The following is a 24,518-nucleotide window of genomic DNA, read 5'->3' as shown; positions in this document are numbered from 1 at the left end:
CCCGTCGACCCCAGGAGTTTGCGAAGTGCTTTCGCTCTTTTGCTGCTGGCGGTCGTCTTCCTTACCGGACTGGTTGCATCAGCTCACGCTCATCTCCATTCGCTCCAGCATCAGCAATGCGTTGCCTGCTCTTTTTGTCATGCGGTAACTGCCCCATTCGTCACTGCACTAGCGGTGGCACTGTTCTCAGAGCCGATCTCCGCGATCACACACTCTCTCAGTCCTCCTCTGAAGGAGATTCTCCGTCAGGCAGCGATTCGCCCTCCGCCTTCCTGCCATTTAGCTAAATCCATCGCAGATCCTGCTTGGTAAAGCCTTTCGATCGCTGTGCCCAATCTCAGAAGTTTCTGGCACCTGGTTTGTTCACAATCTCAATGACTTAAAGAAAGACCGGGCCTTTTTCTTTTTCTAATGCAATTAAGGTATCATTAGCCACACGAGATCTCACCGTCCGCAAGTTGAGCAGCTCCTCGCACATGGACCTGCCTGTTCGCTGGATCGACAGAACTCGTGCTTTCACAAAATCTGTTTCGTGTCGTTTCTCTTTAACCAGGCGATGATCTGCTAACGCGCTCTCTCCTCTTGGTCCTTTGACAAGGGCTGGTTGTGATTTCACTTAAGCGCTAGGAATGCCCGCGATGTGGATAGACGTATCTGCGATGCTTCGGAAGATGTTCAGACCGGTCGCGAACCGCGGTGGTAATCCACGCCTGTTATCAAACTTGCTGATCTTGCTGTGCGTCGGGCTAGTTGCGCTGTGCTGTACAGCACAGGTCTCTCACTCACATATAGGCCATCCCCAGGAGACCTGCTCGCTCTGCATCACCGCTCACACGGCCATTGAGTTCCACTCCGTAGATATTCTCGTCAGCACTGTGTTGGTTACACGGTTCATTCAGCCACAGACCGTGGAATCCGTGCCGAACGAGCCTTACTACTTCAGTCTTTCCGTTCGCCCCCCTCCTGTGCTTTTGACCAGTAGCTAGTTCCTTTTCCTCACCGGTCAAACAACAGCACAGGAGCTTTTCATGTTTATCTCTCTGTTTCGCGCGAGCCTCGCGGCTTGCATCGTTACCCTATCTCTCCACGCCATCAATCTGTCGGCTCAGTCCGCTGGAATCGCTGGCACACTCGGCGGTACAATCACCGATCCCTCGGGAGCTGTTCTCCCGGGAGCCGCCGTCACCATCCTCAACCCAGTGAGCGGATATAAGCGAACCCAGACGACAGACAATGGAGGGCGATACCAATTTTCCAATATCCCCTTTAATTCCTATCACCTAACGGTCAGCAAGGCCGGATTCTCCTCAATAGCGCAGGATGTTGACATTCGGTCCACCGTACCAGTGGCGGCAAGCGAAACTCTTCAGGTCGGGACATCCTCAACCACAATCAACGTCGAGTCAGGAGATCTTTTGGAGAGAAGCTCTGTCTTCCACACGGATGTTGATCGGGGACTCTTCGACCGCTTACCCCTGGAAACGCCGTCTTCTACTCTCAGTTCCCTGGTGACATTGGCTTCTCCCGGCGTTGCCGCCGACTCGAATGGATTGTTCCATGGTCTCGGCGATCACGCCTCAAATTCATTCTCACTGGATGGGCAACCGATCACCGATCAGCAAAGCAAAGTCTTTTCGAATCAGATTCCCTCCAATTCGATTCAGTCCATCGAAGTCATCTCTGGCGCTCCACCTGCGGAATACGGAGATAAAACCAGCTTGGTGATCAATGTAACGACGCGTTCCGGCATGGGAGTTACCAAGCCTACCGGCAGCATAACCACCTCCTACGGAACCTTCGGAACCTCAACCGGCTCTTTCGATCTTGCATATGGCGGTCCCAAAGGGGGGAACTTCTTCGAGATTGACGGTCTCAATACCGGTCGATTTCTCGATCCCGCCGAGTTTTCGGTGTTCCATGCCAAAGGAAATCAACAAAACGTCTTCGACAGAGTCGATCGGCAGTTTTCGGCAAAAAATTCAGGACACCTTAATCTGACCTACAGCCGATCGTGGTTTCAGACCCCAAACACCTATGACAATCTGAATGTTCAGAATGTGATCAGCGGAGGCAGTGGCCCAGACCCTGTCTTCGAGAACGTCGGAAATACCGATCAGCGCAACAAGATAGAGACCTTCAATATTGCCCCCACGTTTACTCGAATCATTGGTACGAACGGGATCTTCAACTTCGCTCCTTATGTTCGCCACGATCAGTACAACTACTATCCGAGTAACAATCTGCTGGCGGATTTAGGTCCGGTTGGAACTGAATCAATCGCCCAGCAAAGGCAACTGACGAATGCTGGAGTCCATACCGACTTTTCTTACATCCAAGGCCGTCACAATATCAAGATGGGCGGCGTTTACTCGCACACCTTTCTGCGTGAGCACGATCAAATCGGTTTGGTTGATTCAACGTTCAACGCCCCTTGTGTTGATGCAGATGGAGCACCGCAAAGCGGCTTCAGCGATCCAGGGCAATGTGCAGCTGCGGGACTAGTATCAAATGATCCTGCCGACGGCGGAAGTTTCGATTCTAATCTCCTACCTTATGATCTGACTCGTAACGGTGGTCTATACCGTTATTTCGGGCATGCTGACATAAAGGAGTTAGCGCTCTACGTCCAAGACCAAATCAAAGCTGGAAATTGGAATTTCAATATTGGGATTCGTGGTGACCTCTACAACGGACTCAGCTCAGAACGTCAAGCCGAACCGCGGTTGGGAGCGGCGTACAGCATCAAGAAAACAGGGACGATCCTGCGAGCATCCTATGCACGCACATTGGAGACGCCATTCAATGAAAACCTCGTCATCTCAAGTCAGGGCTGCAGTGACGCCGTGCTATCGCCGCTTTTAGGTTGCCAGGGAGGCAGTAACGTTGTTACGCCCGGCTTCCGCAACGAATTTCATGCAGGTCTACAACAAGCGTTTGGCACAAAACTGGTGATCAGCGCCGATTACATCTGGAAATACACACATAGTGCTTTCGACTTTAGTGTTGTCGGGAATACTCCGATCACCTTCCCCATTAACTGGCACAACTCGAAGATCCCTGGATTTGCCCTCCGTGCAGACGTGCCGAACATTCACAACATAACCGCATTCGTCGTTATGTCGGGTGTTTCGGCGCGTTTCTTTCCCCCGCAGAATGCGGGGGCGGGTGCGACCGTCGGGCAAAGTGGCTATCCATTCCGTATCGACCACGATGAGCGCTTCAATCAAACAACCCACGTTCAGTATCAAATTCCTTTCAAACATGGCCCCTTTATTGGATTCAATTGGCGCTTCGATAGCGGTCTTGTAGCTGGTGCCGTACCGTGCTTCAACCCGACTGGCGCTAACAGCCCGTGCGCCGGCGATGATGGCTCCTTGAACCCGGTTATCAATGGCGTCAACTATATCGATATCTCCGGTCTAACGGCAGATCAGCAAGCTCAGGCAGGCCTTACTTGTAATGGCGTGAAGGCGACTCCCTTCGCAGCCCTTCCGGCACTGTGCCCTGCCAATCAACTCACCTCGAAGCTCGTCAGCATTCCTGCACCGAACACTGAAGATGACGATAAAAATCCGCCACGTGTCGCGCCGAGAAACCTGTTCGATCTTTCAGTAGGGGAAGACAATCTTTTTGGCGGGGACAAAAGACGGGTCAGTCTGCGTTTGACCGCGGTCAACCTTACAAACAAGGTCGCTCTGTACAACTTCCTCTCAACGTTCAGTGGAACGCACTACGTCACTCCACGAGCGATGACAGCCGAAATCGGTTTTCACTTCTAGCTCAGTTCCGGTAATGACAGACCTGGGAGCAGATTCTGCTCCCAGGTCTGTTTCAGGTGACTTATGTTCACTCTGGGCAAAGGAAGTAAACGGCGTGTGGCGGCTATACGTTGGAAGCGGGCTGAATTGATCTCACTGGCAATTTTGCTTCTCCTGTGCTTCTCCGTCACGGTATATGTGGTGGTCTCCTTTGAAAGGTGGCATCATCACCACGATCATTCTCACTGATATGAACCCCAACACGGAGCCTTACTCGCGATAAGAGGTCTATGTTCGTCAAGGGAGCGTTGCATCGCTCTGAAAGAGAGATGCGATAGGCGCGAACCGATGTTCCGGCCGATGGACTCAATGTCCTGCGTCCTGAAAGGTGCTCTCTGCGTCCTCGTAACATACTTGAATCTCACGGAGCCCAACCCATGCCCATCCGGCATATTGCTTCTCTTTGCCTCTGTCTGGCCTTTACTCCCGTCTTTGCCCAACGCGAGGCGCTCTCTCCTCATTCGGCCTATGAACCTCCCATGGCCAAGGAAGCCGCGACGCTTGCGGCCAGCTCAAAAGCGGCACCGGTGGACTGGCTTACTACGGGCGAAAAGACAGACTGGCGCCAAACAGGCCTATATGCCGAGACGGTGGCCATGCTGCGGCGATTCGAGAAGAGTTCCTCCTCGGTCAAGGTGGTCCGGTTCGGCACTACCGCCGAAGGACGCCCGATGTATGCAGCCATTGTCTCCTCCGACAAGGCTTTTACACCTGCGGCTGCGGCAAAGACCGGCAAGGCCATCATCCTCATCCAGAGTGGCATTCACTCCGGAGAGATCGAAGGCAAAGACACCGCCCTCATGCTTATCCGCGACATGGTGATCACGAAACGTGAGCATCAGGCAGCCTGGCTCAGGAAGGCGATCTTTGTCGTCATTCCCGTCTTCAACATCGATGGTCATGAGGACCGCGGCCATTTCAACCGCGCCAACCAGAACGGCCCCGAGATCAGTGGCACGCGGACCAATGCTCAACTACTGAATCTCAATCGCGACTACATCAAGGCGGCCACCCCGGAGATGAAAGGTTGGCTCTCTCTATATCACGCCTGGATGCCGGACTTCATGTTCGATAATCACGTCACCGATGGTGCCGACTACCAATACGACGTCACCTGGGATATGGCCCATCACGGCGACCTGGGAGAACCAACGCGCGCCTGGGTGAATGATCGCTTTATCCCCGAGCTTAATAAGCGCATGGAATCTGGCGGCCATCTCGTCTCGCCCTACGGCGCGCTGCGACGTTCCGCCGATGGCAAACGCGACTTCTTCGTCGAGGTCTTCTCGCCACGGTATTCACACCTGTACACCGCTGCACTTAACCGTCCGTGCCTTTTGGTGGAGACTCATAGCCTCAAGGAAGCCAAGACCCGTGCCTGGGCCAACTACGACATCATGGTTGCGGCTATCGATATTGTCACCGAGGATCCGAAAGCGCTCCGATCATCCATTCAAGCGGCTGATGACAAATATGCTGCCATGGCCGGTGATCGCAATGCTTCGCCCGTTTATCTGGCGGGCAAAACCGCCTCCACCTCCCATCCGCTTCTTTATCACTCCCTAAAAACGGCACAGTTTCAGTCGGAGATAACGGGAACGCCTGTCACCCGTTACACCTCAGAGAAAGACGACATCGAAGTGGCCATGCATGACGGCATCGATACTACGGCCGAGGCGCAGGAACCGCTCGGCTGGCTCATTCCTCGCGCATGGAAAGAGATCGCCGATGAACTCGCCCTGCACGGGGTCGTGATGGAACGCACGACGAAAGATATGGAGCAGGAGTTTGACACCTGGCGCTTTTCGGATGTGAAGTACGCAGCTGCCATGATGGAGGGCGGCATGCTGGTGGACTATTCCATGAAACCCGTCAAGGAGAGGGTAACTATTCCCGCCGGTTCTTGGTATGTTCCGATGAGGCAACAGCGCGCACGGCTAATCATGGCATTGCTGCACCCTGCCGCACCGGACGCACTCATACGCTGGGGTTTTGCCGGCTCCATCTTTCAGACTATGGGTCGTATCGGCGCGGGCCAGTATCTCACCGTTCCCATCGCCAACAAGATGGCCGCCGAAAACCCGGCGATGCTTGCCGAGTTCCAGGAGAAGCTCCACTCCGATCCAAAGTTCGCCGATGATCCGCAGGCTCGACTCGACTGGTGGATCATCCGATCCAACTATCAACCCTCCGCAATGAATCGTTACCCCATAGTAGAAGTTTGGGACAAGACGTGGTAGTTGGCGCGGGCGGTCGGCTCTATCGGCCGACCGGACCATCGGATAGGTAGGATAGATTGCAAATGAGCTGATTGGATTTTGGAAGGAAATGCGAGATGAAAAAAACAGCCGCGCGAACTACCAGCAGATTAGTGCTGATTACAGCAGCACTTTTGTGCATTCTCGGTACAAAGATCAATGCCCAATCGGGTATTAATCTCGCAACACTGAGAGGGCTGGCGACACTCAGCACGCTATCCCAATCAGAAGCAGGACAGGCAGCCCTCGGGGCCAACTTTGCAGTAACCGGCGGCCTTCAAATGGGCTCTATAAGTCAATCTAACCTGTTACCTTTCCACGAACAGCAGCTTCAAGCGCTCCGCGATGTCTTCAGCACTAACGGCAACTTGGCGCAGTTGTCAGATGGGCTTGGGACGACACTGGGTGATGCTTATATAGCTCGCGCCCACTATATTGATCAAACGCGTTTCACCAGCGTCTCTCAAGCTGTGGCCGATGTGATTGCATATGGAGTGACCACAACGGGGAGTCACTCCAACTTTGCAAAGTTCTTCTTTGCCAATGGGACAACCGACGGAAGGACGCCTGCTTCTTCTGAGGCTATGTCGATTCTGAAAAGCATGGGGGGAGTCGTCGATCCGTTCGGTCGCGCCTACAACCTCCCTGCAGGCACTCGTGGCGCAAATGCATTTGGTGACTCCCGGCCATTCCAGACTGAGCCAAAGGTCACGCAGATCGTCGGGCGGGACTATTTCGGTGCCCCTGCGGACAATACTGTCTACAACCGTGAACCTGTAATGGACCTCAGCAACAGCCCCTCCTACCCAAGTGGACATACAACATACGGATATACCGGTTCAATCTTGCTCGCGCTGCTGATTCCTGAACGATATCCGCAGATGGTCGCGCGAGCCGCCGAGTATGGAAACGATCGGATTCTCATCGGAGCGCACTATGCAATGGATGTTCTAGCGGGACGTACGCTCGCGCTTTACGATGTGGCGCACCTGCTGGCCAATGACCCTGCGTATGTTGGGCAGGGTCCAGGAAATCTTCCCGCAATTCATGACTTTCGCGGTGCACTCATGAAGGCGCGCGCGGAAGTCGTCAGCGTGCTCGAAACGTCGTGTGGAAACGCGGTGGCAATTTGCGCTAAAGAAGATACGGGGCGATTCAGCGATGCGGGAATTGACGAGGCATTCTACGACTCGACTCAAACCTATGGGTTGCCCGTGGTCTATTCTCGAAATGCTGGCGTTCAGGAGGACGTTGGCAAGCTCGCTCCGGAAGCAGGATACTTGCTAACCATCGCTTTTCCAGATCTCCCGTTGGACCAGGCAAATCGTATCCTCACAGAAACGGAAGGGCCGGGCGGTGGCTTTCTTGATAACGGATCAGCCTTCGGAGTCTACTCTCGTCTGAACTTGTATGCTGCGTCACTTCGTGCACTACAAAGGACGACCCATAAATAGACGCCTGGTCCAACAAACTGAGGCCTGCGAACTTCCAACAGGACGTATTACGGACCACGTTTGGATTACCTACCGGAACGATTATTACGCGTTCAAACCGTCGACAAGCGAGTTACGGTAGGCCCGAAATGCGGGAATGGCTCCAAGTAGAGCGGCACCAAGGATAGTGCAAACGGCATAAATCTCAACTCTGGAAGAGAGCCCGACGAGGGCGATAGGAAGTCCGTAGTGGTTTTCAATATAGGGGCGCAGCAGGAACAGTAGACCATAGACTGCGGCGATGCCGAGCACGGTACCTATAGTAGCAATAAGCGTGGATTCAAGGAGGAAGAGTAGGAATATCTGACGGATGTGGACGCCGACGGCGCGCAGGATGGCAATCTCGCGACGACGCTCGTTGAGCGCAGTGTAGAGAGCGATCAGCATTGCGATCAGACCGACAACAAGCACTGCCACCGAGACGATCGACAAAGCGGCATCCGCATAGTCGAGAAGCTGCCAAAGCTGCTGCAGCGTTAGGCCAGGAATGATAGCTGTCAAGGGTTCAGGTTTATAGGTGTTGATCTCTCGCTGAAGGTAAAGCGTGGATACACGCGATTTCGCAGCGAGGAGAAACGAGGTAATCTCGTCGACCTTGAGTTTAGAGGGATCGAGCGGACGCATCGGTTCTCCTATGGCGGGTGGCGTTCCGTCCGTCCAGTCAAAGTGCATCGCCTCATCACCGAGCAAAGTGATGTAAAGAGCGCGATCTACCGGCGTCGCAGTCCGCGCCAGGATTCCGGTCACCGTGAAAGGTGAGCGATCATGCTTCAGAATGGATCTCTCCTGAATGCCGTGAGAGAGTATGAGCTTATGCCCCAGCGTGTAGTGAAACCGTGAAGCCACTTCAGCACCGAGGGCGACGTCGAACAGGCCGCTGGGTGCTCTTCCCTCTTTAAAGGACAGGTGATGGTCGCCACGATACTGATAGTGATCGTAGAAGTTCTGATCCGTAGCGACGACACGATAGCCGCGATGGGAATCGCCCATGGATATGGGAATGGTCCACTTCACCGCGGGATGATGAGAGAAGTGCTGATAAGTCTCCCAAGAAACAGAGTTGGTCGCGTAGCCGATGTGAAAGACAGAGGAGAGCAGAAGCGGAAGATCTCCGCCGCGCGCCCCGACAATGAGGTCGGTATGAGACAGGGTTCCAGCAAAGCCTTGCTGGGCCGCTCCGCGCAGGCGGTCAACTCCCACGAGCAGCATGATCGACAGCATGATCGAAAAGATCGTAAGAGAAGTTACGAGAGCTCGCGCACGAAGTGACTTGAGGGCAAGACGTAGAAGGGTCATGCGGTCTCTCCCTCTGCAAGCTTATTGATTCCTCTAAGAGACAACAGGGTATCGAAGTGGGGGGCTAGCGTGACATCGTGGGAGACAAAAAGGAGGGTAGCATGCGTCTCCTCTGTAATCTCGGTCAGAAGCGAAAGGAAGGCATCGCGGCGATCGGTATCCAGCGATGATGTCGGCTCGTCTGCAACAACCAATGAAGGCGAGCCAATGATAGCCCGAGCAATCGCTACACGCTGTTGCTGGCCAGTGGAAAGTTGCGTGACAGGCGATGACAGGTGTGTGTGAATGTCAAGGCGGGTAGCAAGCCGCTTCACTTCTTCGGCGATCGAACCAGCAGTAATACGTCGTCTGCGCGGGGCGTGCAGTTCGCAAGGCAGGCCGATATTCTCTGCAACAGTGAGGTAAGGAATCAAATTGAAACCCTGGAAGATGTAGCCAATCTTTGAACCACGTAGTGTGTCGCGTGCGGAGGCGGTAAGCTCGGTGAGCTCATGGCCGAGAACGAAGACACTCCCCTTCTGTGGAGCGAGCACACCGGAGATAAGCGAGAGAAGAGTCGTCTTGCCGCTGCCTGACGGACCATGAAGAAAAACCCGATGCCCTGCAGGGACTTCTAGTGAAGGAACGTCAAGAATAGGCTTTGAAGTGCGATAGCTAAAGCGAACGTCTCGAAGAGAGATGGCAACAGAAGCTGAATCCTCCATGTCAGCTATTCCTCATAGGGGGCTACGACTTCGCCGTCCATGTTGTAGGACACATCGCCGTAAGGGCTATCTACCGTAGAGATATGCAATTTACCAGTGACAGAAATCGGATCTGTCCAGGGAAACTTAGTCGTCTTCCCCTTCGGAAGCTTTACATAGATCATCTGGTTAGGAGGAGGGGGCGGTACGTGAATGCACGCACCGGCGAAGGGTACCAGAAGAAACTCAGAGACGTTTTCCGCGTCGTCTTCAAAAGGAACCATAAAACCGGGTATCGTGACCTCTTTGCCGTTGAGTGCTTCGGCAGGAGTATTTTTCTTGGTTTTGTCTAAGGTTTTGAGCACATTCCAGGTGACCGTTACAGAGCTCGCGGGAGCAGCAAAGAGAAAACCCACCGAAAGCACCCCTGTGAGAACGATCGACGCGAGCTTTTTCATCAAACCTCCGGCTACCTGGGTGCACCCTTTGCCTAACACTGGCCTAATAGATGGACGCTAAAGATCGCTAATTAGTCAACCGATTGCACCGTCTGGCCTGCGATGCACATTGCTGGAACTGGTGCAACTACAGGAGAGATGGCTTGTCGCCCCGGACAAGCCATCACCTGATCCGATTATCGGTTTGGCTTAGCTGGCGGCTGCCCTGCGGGCATGTTGTACACGTTCGGTGGACCAGACTCGTTCGTATTACGTTGCTGCCCGGGAATCCAGACAGGCCAGCGACCTGGATGGGTAGCTCCAAATGGACGCACAGTAAATGTTGTCCAGTGACCTGCAAGAGCCGGGTCGGAGCTGTGCTTGGGAGCGTCCCATAGATCAAACTCCATCGCGTTTAGATCGTAGACGATCTTGCCGCCTTTGATCGTGAGCTCACAGATAAGCTTTGTGTTGCCCATCGCCTTCGCGCCAAACATATCGTAAAAGCCGAACTTTCCGTGTTCTTCTGAGAAGACGGCAACATCGGCGATCGATCCCACCGACAGATTGCCGAGCTGCTCCTGCTTGATCTCACGGGCTGGATTCCAGGTCATCTGTGTGAGCACCTGAGGAACTGTTTCGCCGAGAAGGAGCATCTTATCGGCGACATTAAGAATGTCCTTCATGCTGCCGTTCATGGATGTGACGTGAAGATCGGTCGAGATCGAGTCGGGTAGATAGCCCGACCTCATAATAGGAGCTGCAACGGAGAAGGCGAAGGAACCGCCGCCATGGCCTACGTCGCAATAGATACCGCGCTCACGCATGGCAATGAGAGCCTTGGAGGGACCGCCCGTCTTCTCGTCCTGCTCTCCACGATTGCCCGAGAAACAGTGCGTATAAATGTCGCCAGGACGCAAGTATTTGGTAACAAGATCGTATAACGGCCTCTCGATACGGCGCGCGCCAAAATCGATCATCACAGGAATATTTGCAATGTTGCCTGCTATAACTGCTTGCTCATAGGGCTTCCACTCGGGCCCGGTGAAATGTGCGCTCTTGATACCGACGATGACTCCGGGATACTTCTTCGCAAACTCGCCCGTCGCCTGTCCATCCATATCGTCCAGGTTGTCTTCGTACTTGCTGCCGCGCATGCCGGCACCGACGATGTTCAGATCAGCAAGAATGCGGGTGATGGAGCGATCGATGACTTTGTCCTTGAAGTCGGGAAAGTTTTTGTAGCCAGACGAACCTGCATCGACAGCCGTGGTCACCCCATTGCGCAGCGTAAATCCGTCCGGATAGACGGAGTAATCGCCAGCATAAGAGCCACGCTCGCCGGTTCCCGCATAAACATGCACGTGCAGGTCGATGAGCCCAGGACTTACCCACATATTGCTTACATCGATGGTCTTCAGAGCATCGCTGGCCTTGAGATTCTGGCCCACTGCAGCGATCTTCCCATCCTTGACTGCCACATCCATCACAGCATCGATGTGGTTCTTCGCATCCACTACATGACCGTGCTGAAGCAAAAGATCGTAAGGAAGCGGGTTAGGGGGAAGAGCAAAGGACCGACGCCCGGTTGGACGTTGGCCGGGAGCTTGTGCTGCTTGTTGAGCAATTAGAGAAGAACAGAGGGTGACTCCAGTCAGTACTACCACGACCCCAAGACTCTTGAAATTCATCACGACTACCCCTTGACTGAGAGAACAGATATCCCGACGATATATTTGCGCTTCAAGTGTAATCCGGGTCGAACACCTGCGACTATAGGCCCATTAGCCTAGGCAGCGACTTACAGATTTGGACAGGTCAGGTTTTGCCAGAATACCTGCAGCCGACGCTAGGCCACCCACCCATCAGAGGGCCCATGGTGCTCGCCTCCCCAGTTTCAACACGCCCGTCGTAACGGAACTCGCCATTCTCACCTGTGGGGAAGAACCGGCGTTGTCCAATAGTTCGGACACCCAACCTATGACCAGCGTTTCCACACGCGTCCAAAATATAGGGCGCCATTGGCATGGCGCCCGGTCAAATTACGCTGATCTCGAAAGAACACGCACTGAGGGTTAATAGAGTGGTTCGGAGGTATCCCACTCCTTATTCAGTTGCCACACGGGGTTCTTTCCGACCCAGGAGAGGAGTTGCGTCTAAAAATCGATACGAAGCATGAACTGCAGCTCACGCGGCGTTCCAGTTCCCACAGGGTTGTTATTGAACGAAGTTGTGATAACCCCGAAGTTGTTGGGATTTGAGGAACTACTTGTGGGTGCGGCCCACACGCTAGCCGGCGTACCGTAATGCGCCACGTTGAACAGGTTGAAGGCCTCTGCGCGAAAGCTGGCGCCAAGCCTCTCCGTAATTCTGAACCGCTTCTGCAGCGAGGTATCCATCTGCCACAATCCAGGAGCCCGTGCGATATTGCGTCCGGCATTGCCGTGCGTCCCCGTTGCCGGTGCGGAGAATGCTGCTACGTTGATCCAGTTCCCCGGCGTCGGGTTGGAGGGATGGAGCGATACTCCGGGCACCAGATTCGGGCGCTGGTTCTTGTTCAGCTGATCGGGGAGGTCCGATGCGCTGCGGCTCATCGTGATGTTCACCGGCAGTCCCGCACGCGCTGTGCCGATCGCCCCAAACTGCCACCCACCGAGCAACAGTTCTGTTGTGCGTGATGCATTCGACAGCAACGCATGCCCCTTGCCGATCGGCAGCCGCCAGATCGCACTCGATGAGAAATAGTGACGCATGTCCTGATCGCTGGACGCGATCTCGCACCGGTGACAGTAATAGTCCTGCGGAATTACCGCCTCGCCGCCGCCCAATCCGCCATTGTCGATCGAATGCGAGTACTGGTAGTTCGCCGAGATCAGCAGGCCCGTGCTCATACTGCGCTGCAGACTCGTCTGGAAGGCGTGAGAATGAGCGTCGTTGGTGAAGCCGCGGTAGTCGATCGTCGAGTAACCGGAGTATGGTCGCTTCCCCGTATTGGGATTGATACCGTTGAGCGTAACGTCGGAGAACACATGGGAGGTCTTGTTGCCGAAATACGCAATCTGCCAGATCGTGTTTCTCGCGATCTCGTTCTGCACGGACAGCGTCCATTGATTGGAGGCCGTATCGCGGCGATTGATCGGGGATCCCGAAGGACTGAAGCTATAGGAAACCGCTCCCAGGTATGGTGCTGTCGGATAGCTAAGCCCCGGAGCCTGCTTCTGGGTGAGAGTGTACTTGGTCGCCAGATTCCCGATCGGCGTACCGAGGTTTCCGAACTGACCGTCGCCATAGTAGATTCCAAAGCCTGCACGGATGACGCTCTTGTGGCCCAACAACTCAGGCTGCCATGCCACACTGATGCGCGGGGAAAAGTCGGCAAGGTTCGGTTTGTACCATTGCGTTCCGGCAGGGCAGATGACGTTGGCGCAATTCAAAGGATCGACTACGATCCCGCGGCCCAGGACCTCGTGATCTACGCCGAAGTACTCGTACCGCAATCCCAGGTTCGCCGTGAAACGAGGCGACAGCTGAAACTGATCCATCACATAGCCAAACGTCTCCGTCATGCGTTGCCCGGTCAACGGCACCACGCCCGCATAGCTGTCGGAGTCCATGACATTGTTAGTGAAGTTCGGAAGGCTTGTATAGGTGTAGATCTCGTCTGCAACACTCGGCGAGGATTTGTTCTCCTGCACACGTCGTACGGTCGCACCAAACTTCACAGTATTGCGGCCGTGCACAAGCGTTACATCGTCGACAAAGGTAAATGAATTGTCATACCGAACCGAGCCGGTCGCGTCATCCAGCTTTGTGAGGCCCGTCACCACAACGGCAAAGGGTAAGGTGCCATTTTCACCTTGCGTGAACGCTGCTCGGTTGAATCCGAAGCGCGCATCATTCATAAGGTTTGACGTGATCGTATTCTGCAGTCCCAACACGATACTGGGAGTCGCAAGGGTCGTAAAGGCAGATCCTGTAAGGCTGCCGGGAGTAATAAGGGAATAGTGATCTGTGCTGTACCGTGCGAAAGCATTCATGCGCTCGCTTGCATGGTAATCGACACGCAACAGACCAGAGTCTTCGTGATCGATCTGGCGCCCGCTGCCGTACCATGTCATCACATTCGGGTTGCTGGTTGGAACCGTACCGGTCGGGTACTGCGCAAGAATGGGAGACAGCGAAGGCGACTTGGCAAGAACGGCCGTGCGGAACGACGCACTGGGAACAGACCCTGTCACTACCTGATCAAGGACCTGCCGCAAAGATTCGTAGTTGGCAAAGAAAAACAGCTTTCCCTTTAGAATCGGGCCACCGAGGTTCGCTCCAAAGTTATTCAGACGAAGAGGAGGAAGCGATCCGTTTGAACCCCACGGCGCTGCGTCGAAGACATCGTTTCGTATGAACTCCCACGCCGATCCGTGAAACGCATTGGTACCGGACCGCGAGACCAGTTCGATCTGGCCTCCTGGGGTTCCACCCTGGTCAGCGCCGTAGGCTGTGCTGTTGGCACGAAACTCCGCAATCGCCTCGGTCGAGGGCTGCAGACGAATCGCCACCTTCTGATATTGATGGTTGATGCCGGAGTTATCCACGCCATCCAGGTGCCACGAGTTGTCTTCCGCCGAAAGTCCCGCGAACCGGACCTGGTCCTGCGTACCTGTGCCGGAGTCGATTGCTCCCGGCACAAGCGACACCAGACTCACGTAGTTCCTCCCATTCAGAGGAAGGTCCTGAGCTTGGCTACCATGAACGACGCCACCAATCTCAGCCGATGACGTGGCCAAGCCCGAATCGGCACTCGTCACCTCGACCTGCGAGGACACACTCTCCAGGGAAAGCTTGATGATCAGCGATCGAGTCTGCCCTACCTCAAACGTGAGATTGTTCACCTCCTGCCGTGCGAAGCCATCCGCCGAAAAATGCGCGACGTAGCTCCCCACCGGCAGAGAGGCAATCGTAAACACGCCCTCGTCGTTCGTCTTGCTGAGACGATCCTGTCCCGTTGCCGATGAATGAAGAACAACTTCCGCTCCTGCGAGTCGAGCGCCTCCCGCGTCAGTCACCGTGCCGGTAAGCGTACCTCGGTCGGTCTGAGCGAGAGCCGACAGTAGACAAACAAATGGAAGGAGAAAAACGGCAAGCTTCTTCATAAATGGCTCCTGAGAGACGTCCAAAGGATCTATTGCTGGTACAGTGCATCGCGGCTGGGAATCTCGCGCTGAATCTCGTCACGAATCTTCTCGCCAATCTTCAGAGCCTGCTCCGGGTTGCTTGCGTTCTTGAAGGGAACCTCCATCACCACGAAGCCCTGCCCGATGTCGCGCCCTTTGGCGTCGGTCAAAGGCAGAAAGAGATCGTAGATCCCATCCTTCTCGATGCGCTCGGCGTTTTCCTTTGCCGCGGCCACCTTCTGCATGTCCTTGTCCGAAGATTTCTTACCAATCTTCGCCGGCGCATCGCTCCCAATGATGGCGTTGTCCGTCGCGGAGGGTGGTGTGGCATGCAATCCCAACTTCACAATCTCAGGATGGTGCTGCTTGGTAGCAACGGTCAGACGCTGCGCCATCGGTGCCTCCACACGAATGTAGTTGGCAGGGAGGGGCTGCTGTGCTGTGAGACTCGGCGCCGCCAATCCAGCGGATGACACCAGTATCGTTAGACCTGCTGCTGCGATTCGATTAATCATGATTTTCTCCTTTGTTATCCTTTGTTACTGGTTGACGCGATAGACCAGCAGACCCGCATCGTCGATGGTCGTCTTCGGATGAATGACATAAAGCTGGTTCAGTTCAGGAATCAGCAACGCTGTCTTTCCACCGTTCGTAGGCAGATCGGCCACCTTGCTGTAGCGGTCCTTGCTTTCCTGGCGAAAGATCGACAGGCCTTGCGAACCGGCAACATAGATGCGCTTCATCTGCGGGTCCCAGATCATGCCGTCGGCGATGTTTACGCACGACTGCTTATCGACGACCTTGCCCGTATTCATGTCGAACGCGTAGAGCAGCCCCGGCTTGCGTCCCACCACAAACAGCCTGTGGTTCGCCTGATCAAACGCCATCGAGGTATTCAGGTTCAGGTCCGGTGTGGTCCACGTATCAACCACCTGCGATGTCTTCAGATCAACGACACCAATCTGCTTCTTGTCGCGAATGTTTACATAGAGCTTGTCGTTTGCATCGTCGACCGCGATGGCCTCAAGGTTGATTCCTTCTACACGGATCCTGCCGACAATCGCGTGCGTATCGACATTAATCTCCGCGATCTCGGAGTAAGGAAGATTCGCCGACTTTCCGCCATTCCCGATGAAAAACAGGTGCTTCTTTGCATCGAAGTAGCCCACATCCGGCGAATCCGTTTTTCCGGTAACGGAGCCATCAATCAGCTGAACGCGGTCTACGCGATGAAAGTCCGCGGCAGAAAAGAACAGGCAGGAGGAGTCCCCACCATCGGCAACAATCAATTCGTCTTTCTCTGGAACATACGCGAGCGTGTGCGGAGTCTTCACTCCCGTAATGCTCTGCAGGTGCTTGCCCGTGCTCGCCTCGAAGACTTCGACGGTGTGATGCTCCTCTGCCGCGACGAAGAGGTGATCACGCTTCAGGTCGACCGCGAGAAAGTCGAAGTCACCTTCAATACCAGGTAATGGAGTCCAGCTCTTCAGAGTCACAGGTGTCTGTGGAGCGCTGGCTGCGTGCATCATGTGTACCGGCACAAATACTGTTACGGCGTACAAGAATGTGAGAGCAATCATCTTCTTCATCAGTACTTCCTTTTCTTGTTATTGCGAGGTTCGAACTTACTCGTGTTGTGCGGCAGCGGCCGCAGAAGGACGGTGAGCGTGGATGAGGTAGGGTTGAGCTACATCGGTAAGAATGTGACCGACCGATCCGCTCGGAGCCTGGATCTGAAGGATTGCCGCCAACGTTGGAGCAACGTCACTGACGCCAACCGTCTTGCTGTAAACACCCGACTTGACCGCGCCACCCCAGAAGATCAGCGGTACGTGGCTGTCGTAGTCGTATGGAGATCCATGGGATGTGCCCTCTTTGCCAAACAGGTAGTAAGGCTTGACGACCACCAGCACATCCGGTCCACGTTGCGGGTAGAAGGCCCGAGCTACATATTCATCGATCTGCGACTGTGTCGCCTCATGACGGAGCAGCTGGGTGCGTGTGTACGCGCGTGCCACATACGGCAGAGTCATCACGGTAGATGCAACCTCATCTTCAACCACGCTGTGCTTCAGCTTCTTCTGCGCAATCAGTTCATCGTTGAGATAAAAGCCCGACTCTTGTGTGGCAATCACCCACTTACCCTCTCCGAACTTCTTCTCCAGAGCGGCTTCCACGGTGGCGATGTACTTCGTTTTATCCAGGCGGCCGCCGGGCATCTTGCGCTTCTGGTTGACCTCAGGCACAGGAGCTACGCCGTGATCCGCAGTCAGGATGACCAGCACATTCTGCCTTCCTCCCGCCTGCTTCACTGCAGCATCCAACAGTTTGCCGATAGTTCGATCCGTCCGGACCGACATGTCCTCAACTTCGGGGGCGTCCGGCCCAACGGCATGTCCCAGGTGATCATTCGCAGAGAAGCTGACCGTCAGAATGTCCGTCTCATTGTGCTGACCCAGCTTCTCGTGCTGCATGACCTGCTCGGCAAACTCCTCGAGCATGTCATTCGCAAACGGCGTCTCTTCCCACTGCGAGAAGAACGACTTCCCTGCCGTCGTCGGAAGCACCATCAAAGGCTTCGCCGCCGAACCCGCGGCTCCAACCGCATACCAGCTCGCGCCAAGCGACTTCATCGGAACCTTCTGATCGTTGAACTGGCAGACCCAATCCGGCAGTTGTTGCTGATACCACGTACTGCTGACAACCGCACCTGTTGTGTTGTCGACCCAGTACGCGGCATCGGCCATGCGCCCCGCCGGAAGGATGGCCGCACGGTCCTTCATTGAAATTCCGATCACCTTTGAAGCGCCGCGATCGGCAATCTTCAGCTCATCGCCAAGCGTGCTCACGACAAGGTTGTGCGGTGATGAACCCACACTCTCGCCATCCACACCAAGTAGCTTTGTCTCTGCATCTTCTACAGAGGTGATCACCTTGCCCGACTTACGGTCATACCATTCATTACCGATAATGCCGCTGGTTGCAGGTACCGATCCTGTCAGATACGTCGCGTGCCCCGTCGCCGTCACCGTGGGATAGTGATCCTGATGCGCGTCCACATAGACCGCACCCTCAGAAAGCATCTTCTCGAGGCCAGCCTGGTATCGCGAGCGAAAACGGGTCGTGTAGTCATATCGAAACTGGTCGACCGCGATGGCTACAATCAGCTTTGGCTGGTGAATCGGTAGACCAGCATTACCGGCTGCTAGAACAAGGCTCGGCTGCAGTGCAAGCAACGAGGCGACTACAAAATACTTCTTCATGCAGACCCACTCTCCTCAACCGATCGCAGGCATCCGCACGTTAAATCTCGGCTCTGTGCATTTGCAATCGGGTATGGCTTGATTCAAGCCGGTGTTCCTTAGGACAAGCTGAGAAGCGGGCAGCAGTAACAGACTATTCACGAACCTGCACACGATAATTCATAGGGATCATGCTCAATCGAACCATGAACGTATTGGTGATTGAGGACGACAAGCGAATCGGTGAGGTCCTCCAGCAGAGCCTGAAAGAAGATGGACACAACGTATTCCTCTCCTATCGTGGGGACGAGGGTATGGAACTGATCGCAAGCGATCACTTCGACGTCGTGGTTCTCGATGTCATGCTTCCGGTGATAGACGGATTCACCATCCTCAACAGAGTGCGAACGAAGCGGCTTACGGTTCCTATTCTGATGTTGACGGCTCGGGACAGCATGCCTGACATGGTCCGCGGACTTGATCTAGGTGCAGACGATTACCTGACCAAACCATTTCAAGTCGACAATTTACTTGCGCGCGTGCGGGCCGTCGGCCGACGTGGTCATAAGGCGTCCAGCGATAGCATCACGGTGGGATCGCTTGAACTGGATCGTGCGCAACATCTTCTCAGAAGAGATGGGCAGGAGATCCCTATCACACGCAAGGAGTTTCTTATCCTTGAGCTCTTGATGAGGAGGATGAATCAGGTCGTCTCCCGTGATCAACTCATCGAAGCTGGATGGGGTTTCGATGCCGATGTAAGCGATAACTCCATAGATTTTTATATCTCTAGTCTGCGCTCCAAAGTCGATCAGAAAGGATATCCCAGCCTCATTCGGACCATTCGGTCCATCGGATATAGTTTCTCTGCTCATGGTGCTTCCTAGTCATCGGTCGCTCCGCTTTCGTATCTGCTTGTGGTACATGGCTCTCACGATCGCCTGCATGAGCGCCCTCGGATTATTTTCTTTTTTTTATCTACAAAAAGCGCTGGCAAGTTCTAGAGAAAAGACCCTTCAGAAACGAACGGTACGACTTGTTCATTTCGTCAACCAGCAGCCGCTCTCCTCTTTACCGCTTAGCCGATTGATCTATCAATTCAGCCTTGTTAGTCCTGAAAACGATCTATTAGGCGTTGCCGATTTACACGGTCACGCTATTTACCGCTACCAGGCAAGTACAAGAGATTTGCCGTGGCCTTCGACTGCTTGCGAACAACCGTGCTTCAGTATGGTGAGCGTGTCGGGCCACAGGATGAGAGTTCTACAACAGGTCATTACCCTGCGCGGGCAACAGTACCGGTTGACGCTCGCCGGACAGGTCGACGAACATTACACCATTCTCAGAATGGTGAGAAATTCATATCTGATTTCCATTCCACTCTTACTTTTTGTCTCAGTAGCAGGGGGACTCCTTTTAGCGCACCGTACGCTGGAGCCCATCGATCGCATGACACGAACTGCACAGACGATCAGCATTCACGATCTGCGCAAACGCCTCCCCGTACCAAATACGGGAGATGAAATTCAGCGGCTAGCGACCACATGGAACGAATTACTGAGCAGGCTCGAGACTGCCGTGTTGCGCCTCACACAGTTCACCAGTGATATCTCGCACGACCTCCGGACGACGCTTACCGTCATGCTGGCGACCGCTCAGGTTTCTGTAAAAAGAGAACGCTCCGTTGCTGAGTATCAGCAGGCAATGCAGACTATCTTGGCTGAGTGTGAAGCCACAACCCAACTTCTTGACGATCTTCTGGCAGCTTCACGAGCGGATGCTTGCAATCAAAATATTCAGCTCTCACTTGTTCCCTTCTCTGAAGTACTGGAGGAGACTTGTACCGCATTCAGGACTCGCGCCGAAGTAAAACTTCAGGCTCTGGAGACGGACATTCAACAGGACTGCTGGATTCTCGGCAATCTGTCGCTGCTACGCCGACTGATCACAATACTGGTCGATAACGCCCTCAAATATACGCCTGAACAAGGTCAGATCTTCGTCTCCCTAGCTTCGGATCACGCCGGAACCACTCTCCATGTGATAGACAGCGGGATAGGAATCGCTTCGCACGAGATCGAGAAGATCTTCGATCGGTTTTATCGGGTCGACACTTCACGAAATCGCGATCAGGGAGGTTCCGGGCTCGGACTGGCGATAGCAAAGTGGATCGTCGAGGTTCACTCAGGATCAATCGCAGCGAAGTCGGACGCAGTAACCGGGAGTAGATTCTCCGTCCAGTTCCCTGTATTGAACGGACAGATTTCACTCTCCCCTCTGCAGTAAGTCTGATCCGCTATCAAGTGTTCGGTTCCCACCGTCTCCTTCAACCAGCAGCTCCGATCTGAACTATCTGCACTCTCAAAGGCACCATGCACCACAACAACGTTCCTGGCTTCGCGAGCCTGAGCGCGGGCGACCGGAGTCGCGATGAGACATAGGAGTCCAAGCGCGATGGCTCCTCCCTGCGCTGCTGAGATTTGGGAGAGCTTTCGACTAAGCAGAATTCCGCCAATGAGGAAGTAGATCGCGCCGAAGATGGCATAGCCGGCCAGGTCCTTTGTATGAAACTTTCCGCGAAGTCCGCCGAATACAAATGCAGCGCCAGCTGCAGTGGATTGAGCGCCGCTCAGGATCATCGCCCATTGTCCACCGAGTTGCTTGCGACGAACGAGCCCGGAAACGAGCTGAAGTAGGCCAGCTGCCAGCGCCCATACACCGAAGATTGCGATGGAGTATGCCGGTTTGCTAAAGACCGTTAAGGCTATCCCGAGAGCAGTAGCACTGCCCAGAAGTGTGTTGATGAACTGGGAAGTCCTTGCGCTCGCTGTGGGGCTCGAAGTCCTGAGATCATGAAGAGTGCAGGCGACATCCCATACCGGATACAGGATCAGCAGGACGGCAGCGAAACGTGGGTGCGTAAGTGCTGTCGAGAGCACCGCGGCTGCCCAAATTAACTGGAATACCGTTCGGACGAAGTAAAGGTTCCGCAAGGAGCGGGCTGGTTCATAGGGTCTGGTTTGCATAGAGTCTCACTATCTTCTAGTTGGTAGGTTTATCGGACAGGTCAGAGGCCAGATTTCAACCTCCACTGTTTAGTGCTTTGCGGCGGCGATACGCTTGAGGGCTGCCCCGGTGACGAGTTGGAAGACGTCGCACTCGCCAGTGGCGCGCGCGGAGAGCATAGCCCCATGTACGATCGCCATCAACGTCTGGGCTTCTGTTGCTGCCGAATCTTGCAGTTTGATAACACCCATCTTCATGCCCGCTTTCAAGGTTCGTTCAAGCCATTCGCCCAATGTCCTGAAATGCAGGTGCACTTCGGCTTGTACTTCCTCTGGCAAGGATGGAAGCTCCGCTCCCATGAGTGCAGCAACGCAGAATGGGATTGTTCGTCCTCGAATGCACCCCTCCCAGTACTGGACATAGGCCTGAAGGCGTCTCCAGGGATCTTCGATCTGCTGGTCGAGCTGTTCGGTCGCTTCGACCAGCCTTTCGCGATGTGATCTGAGAACAGCCACTGCCAGTCCAGCTTTTGTCGGAAAGTGATGATGGATGCTTGGTTTCCTGATCTCTACCGCTTCCGAAATGTCGGCGTAACTAAAGGCGGAGTATCCTCTCTCAACCATCAGCGCCTGCGCTGTCTTCAGAATGCGTTCTGCCATTTCCCCTTGCATGCAAAGTAGACTACCAACTAGTCGGCTTGGTTGCAAATTTCTTGGGTTCACGTGGAACCGGTGAAAGTTGAACTTAAGAACGCGCATCGTCTTGGCGCCACTCGATGAGCTGATGTTTGTTGCCCCACAGGTCAGCCCGTCTCTGTTCGGTTAGTTTTGTAGACGATGGAAACCGATTTGAAGAATTCATGAGTCGTTCGACGACGGAACCTCAAGAGATGTTCTTCACTGCCCTATTACGTTGATGTGGGAGCGGAGGCGGATATCGTCGGAGGCGGTCCCAATCATGAGGTCGAAGACGCCGGGCTCAATGCGGAATGCTTTGGCGTGGGCGTCGTAGAAGGCAAGTTCGGAGAGCGGGAGATTGAGCTGAATATGTTTGCTCTCGCCAGACTGGAGAGTCACGCGCTCGAAGGCGCGCAGGCTCTGGATGGGCTGATAGGTGCTGCTCTGCCGCTGATGAGTATAGAGCTGGGCAACGTCTGAACCCTCGCGGTCGCCGACGTTCTTGATATCGAAGGAGACCTGGAGGGTGTCGGTGGGAGCGCCGGTAGTGGCAGAGAGTTTGAGGTGGCTGTAGTCGAAGCGGGTATAGCTGAGGCCGTGACCAAAGGCGTAGAGCGGAACACCTTTGAAATAGAGATAGGTGTATCCCTTGGAGATGTCGTATTCGTTCTGCGGAGGCACACCGTCGAGGCTGGCGTAGACCGTGTAGGGCAGATGGCCGCCGGGATTATCCTTCCCGAAGAGTGCGCGGGCGATGGCAGTGCCTCCCGCTTCGCCGGGATACCAGGCATCGAGGATGGCGGGCACATGATCGTTCGCCCAGGTGACGGCGAGCGGCCCCGCGTTCATAAGGATGAGAACGGCCTTGGGATTAGCAGCATAGACGGCCTCGAGAAGCTGCTCCTGTGCTCCGGGAAGATCGAGATTGCGGCGGTCACGACCTTCAGCCTCGACGTGTAGATTGGTCCCGAGGAAGAGGAGAGCCACATCGGACTTGCGGGCGAGATCCGCGGCGCGGCTGATGGCTGCAGGGTCGGCGGAATCGGTGAAACCGGCTCCCTTCTCGTATTGCACCTGCACACTCGTACCGAGCAGATCGCGTAGTCCTGCCAACGGCCCGGCCTTGCGGGCAGGCTTGCCATAGTAGTTGCCGGTCTCGTACTCGTCGTCCCCGGCCGGGCCGATCACTGCGACGGAGTGGACCTGCTCCTGTTTGAGCGGAAGGAAGTTGTTGCGGTTGCTGAGGAGAGTGATGGACTCTTCCGCCGTCCTAAGGGCTAGTTCGAGATGCTGCGGGGAGCGAACTACGGAACTCGGAATCTTGCTGTAGGGGCTAGTGCCCGGAGGATCGAAGACATTCAGCCGGAAGCCGACACGCAGGACTCGGGCGAGTGCACGGTCGACATCGGCTGTCGTAAGCAGACCGCGCTGCACTGCGAGCGGGATGTTGGTCTCGAATTCGGTATCGTCGGAGTCGTTGCCTGCCTTGATTGCAAGGGCGGTAGCTTCAACGGGATCCTCTGTGAGGCGCTGGCCGGTTTCTGTGGAGCCCTTGCGGCTGCCGGTGAGCAGGGCAACAGCTCCCAAATCGTCTGTCACGAAGCCGTCGAAGCCCCACTGTCCACGAAGGATATCCGTGAGGAGACGATGATTGACGGCGTCCGGCGTGCCGTTGACGGCGTTATAGGAGGACATCAGCGATTGAGGATGGGACTGGGTGACGACGATCTTCCACTGAGCCAGCCAGTATTCCATCAGGTTGCGATCGTCGACCTCAGCGTTGAGGTGCTGGCGACCGTTCTCCACGTTGTAGACGGCGTAGTGTTTGATCGTGGCGGCGAGCTTCAGATGATTAGGATCGTCACCCTGCAGGCCGCGAACGTAGGCGACGCCCATCTGCCCGGTGAGAAAGGCGTCCTCGCTGAAGACCTCCTGAATGCGGCCCCAGCGGGGATCGCGAACGAGATTGATGACAGGCGAGCGGTAGACAAGGCCATGGCGGGAACGCGGACCTTCAGCTCCGCTGTTGTACAGGGCTCGGGCCTCGTCTGACATGGCATCGGCGATGGTGTGGACGAGAGCGGGGTCCCAGGTCGCTCCCATGGCGATGGTCGCTGGAAAGAGTGTGGTCGGCTCCTTGGACCAGACGCCGTGAAGGGTCTGGTTCCAGCCGCCCCACATGGGGATATTGAGGCGGGGAATGCCTTTGTTCAGATGATTGAGCTGCGCAGCCTTCTCTTCAAGGGTGAGGCGGCCAATGAGGTCAGCCACGCGTTTGTCCGTGGGCTGGGATGGATCGAGATAAACCGGCCGTGCTGCGGATTGTGCAAGTGCGGTGGCCGAACAGGCGAGGAGCGCCAGGCTGAGCAGACGGTGCTTCGTTGCATTGAGGCGTACTGAAAGCGGACTGCTGTACATGGCGCTCCTGTGGCGAATA

At 55.0% G+C, this 24,518-nt stretch carries 16 protein-coding genes; 5 read left to right on the top strand and 11 right to left on the bottom strand.

Features of this window, described 5'->3' with window-relative positions; translation table 11 throughout:
* Positions 1 to 1,028: 1,028 nt before the first annotated feature.
* From JAO29_RS14330 to JAO29_RS14320, 3 genes are all read left to right on the top strand, one after another.
* Complete coding sequence (locus JAO29_RS14330) at positions 1,029 to 3,779, top strand: TonB-dependent receptor (RefSeq protein ID WP_334268925.1); 2,751 nt, start codon at positions 1,029 to 1,031, stop codon at positions 3,777 to 3,779.
* A 416-nt stretch (positions 3,780 to 4,195) separates the two neighbouring features.
* Entirely contained in the window at positions 4,196 to 6,058 is a 1,863-nt protein-coding gene (locus JAO29_RS14325) for a M14 family zinc carboxypeptidase (RefSeq protein ID WP_334268924.1), read from the top strand.
* 95 nt (positions 6,059 to 6,153) lie between these two features.
* Complete coding sequence (locus tag JAO29_RS14320; protein WP_334268923.1) at positions 6,154 to 7,530, top strand: phosphatase PAP2 family protein; 1,377 nt, start codon at positions 6,154 to 6,156, stop codon at positions 7,528 to 7,530.
* Between the two features lie 84 nt (positions 7,531 to 7,614).
* Here JAO29_RS14320 and JAO29_RS14315 read toward each other — a convergent pair whose 3' ends face one another.
* The 8 genes from JAO29_RS14315 to JAO29_RS14280 form a co-directional block, all read right to left on the bottom strand.
* Positions 7,615 to 8,865: an ABC transporter permease gene (locus JAO29_RS14315; protein ID WP_334268922.1), complete on the bottom strand. Its 1,251-nt coding sequence runs from the start codon at positions 8,863 to 8,865 to the stop codon at positions 7,615 to 7,617.
* Entirely contained in the window at positions 8,862 to 9,569 is a 708-nt protein-coding gene (locus JAO29_RS14310) for an ABC transporter ATP-binding protein (RefSeq protein WP_334268921.1), read from the bottom strand. Before JAO29_RS14310 ends, JAO29_RS14315 begins: the two co-directional genes overlap by 4 nt.
* Before the next feature lie 5 nt (positions 9,570 to 9,574).
* Positions 9,575 to 10,006 carry a DUF3299 domain-containing protein gene (locus JAO29_RS14305; protein ID WP_334268920.1) on the bottom strand — a complete coding sequence of 144 codons (432 nt, stop codon included), beginning with the start codon at positions 10,004 to 10,006 and terminating at the stop codon, positions 9,575 to 9,577.
* 176 nt (positions 10,007 to 10,182) lie between these two features.
* Positions 10,183 to 11,676: an amidohydrolase/deacetylase family metallohydrolase gene (locus tag JAO29_RS14300; RefSeq protein ID WP_334268919.1), complete on the bottom strand. Its 1,494-nt coding sequence runs from the start codon at positions 11,674 to 11,676 to the stop codon at positions 10,183 to 10,185.
* Positions 11,677 to 12,141: 465 nt separating this feature from the next.
* Positions 12,142 to 15,135, bottom strand: a complete 2,994-nt coding sequence (locus JAO29_RS14295) for a TonB-dependent receptor (protein ID WP_334268918.1) — start codon at positions 15,133 to 15,135, stop codon at positions 12,142 to 12,144.
* A gap of 29 nt (positions 15,136 to 15,164) precedes the next feature.
* Entirely contained in the window at positions 15,165 to 15,671 is a 507-nt protein-coding gene (locus JAO29_RS14290) for a hypothetical protein (RefSeq protein ID WP_334268917.1), read from the bottom strand.
* Positions 15,672 to 15,695: 24 nt separating this feature from the next.
* Positions 15,696 to 16,745: a YncE family protein gene (locus tag JAO29_RS14285; RefSeq protein ID WP_334268916.1), complete on the bottom strand. Its 1,050-nt coding sequence runs from the start codon at positions 16,743 to 16,745 to the stop codon at positions 15,696 to 15,698.
* A gap of 36 nt (positions 16,746 to 16,781) precedes the next feature.
* Positions 16,782 to 18,419 (bottom strand): alkaline phosphatase family protein, encoded by a 1,638-nt coding sequence (locus tag JAO29_RS14280; protein WP_334268915.1) that lies wholly within the window; start codon positions 18,417 to 18,419, stop codon positions 16,782 to 16,784.
* A 185-nt stretch (positions 18,420 to 18,604) separates the two neighbouring features.
* Here JAO29_RS14280 and JAO29_RS14275 point away from each other — a divergent pair, with 185 nt between their 5' ends.
* Both JAO29_RS14275 and JAO29_RS14270 read left to right on the top strand, forming a co-directional pair.
* A complete protein-coding gene (locus JAO29_RS14275) occupies positions 18,605 to 19,285 on the top strand; it encodes a response regulator transcription factor (RefSeq protein WP_334268914.1) in 681 nt (226 codons plus the stop codon).
* A gap of 58 nt (positions 19,286 to 19,343) precedes the next feature.
* The gene (locus JAO29_RS14270) at positions 19,344 to 20,684 is read left to right on the top strand and encodes a sensor histidine kinase (protein ID WP_334268913.1); all 1,341 of its coding nucleotides are present in this window, start codon (positions 19,344 to 19,346) and stop codon (positions 20,682 to 20,684) included.
* Here the strand turns inward: JAO29_RS14270 and JAO29_RS14265 are convergent.
* The 3 genes from JAO29_RS14265 to JAO29_RS14255 form a co-directional block, all read right to left on the bottom strand.
* On the bottom strand, positions 20,579 to 21,424 hold the full coding sequence (locus JAO29_RS14265) for a DUF308 domain-containing protein (protein WP_334268912.1): 846 nt from the start codon (positions 21,422 to 21,424) through the stop codon (positions 20,579 to 20,581). The two genes, JAO29_RS14270 and JAO29_RS14265, sit on opposite strands and share 106 nt — an antisense overlap.
* Before the next feature lie 69 nt (positions 21,425 to 21,493).
* A complete protein-coding gene (locus JAO29_RS14260; RefSeq protein ID WP_334268911.1) occupies positions 21,494 to 22,162 on the bottom strand; it encodes a TetR/AcrR family transcriptional regulator in 669 nt (222 codons plus the stop codon).
* Between the two features lie 138 nt (positions 22,163 to 22,300).
* On the bottom strand, positions 22,301 to 24,499 hold the full coding sequence (locus tag JAO29_RS14255) for a glycoside hydrolase family 3 C-terminal domain-containing protein (protein ID WP_334268910.1): 2,199 nt from the start codon (positions 24,497 to 24,499) through the stop codon (positions 22,301 to 22,303).
* Positions 24,500 to 24,518: the final 19 nt, after the last annotated feature.

This window comes from Edaphobacter sp. HDX4, from assembly GCF_036877565.1.
In the GTDB taxonomy this organism is placed as follows: Bacteria; Acidobacteriota; Terriglobia; order Terriglobales; family Acidobacteriaceae; genus Edaphobacter.
This window is presented reverse-complemented; position numbering and strand designations above follow the sequence as displayed.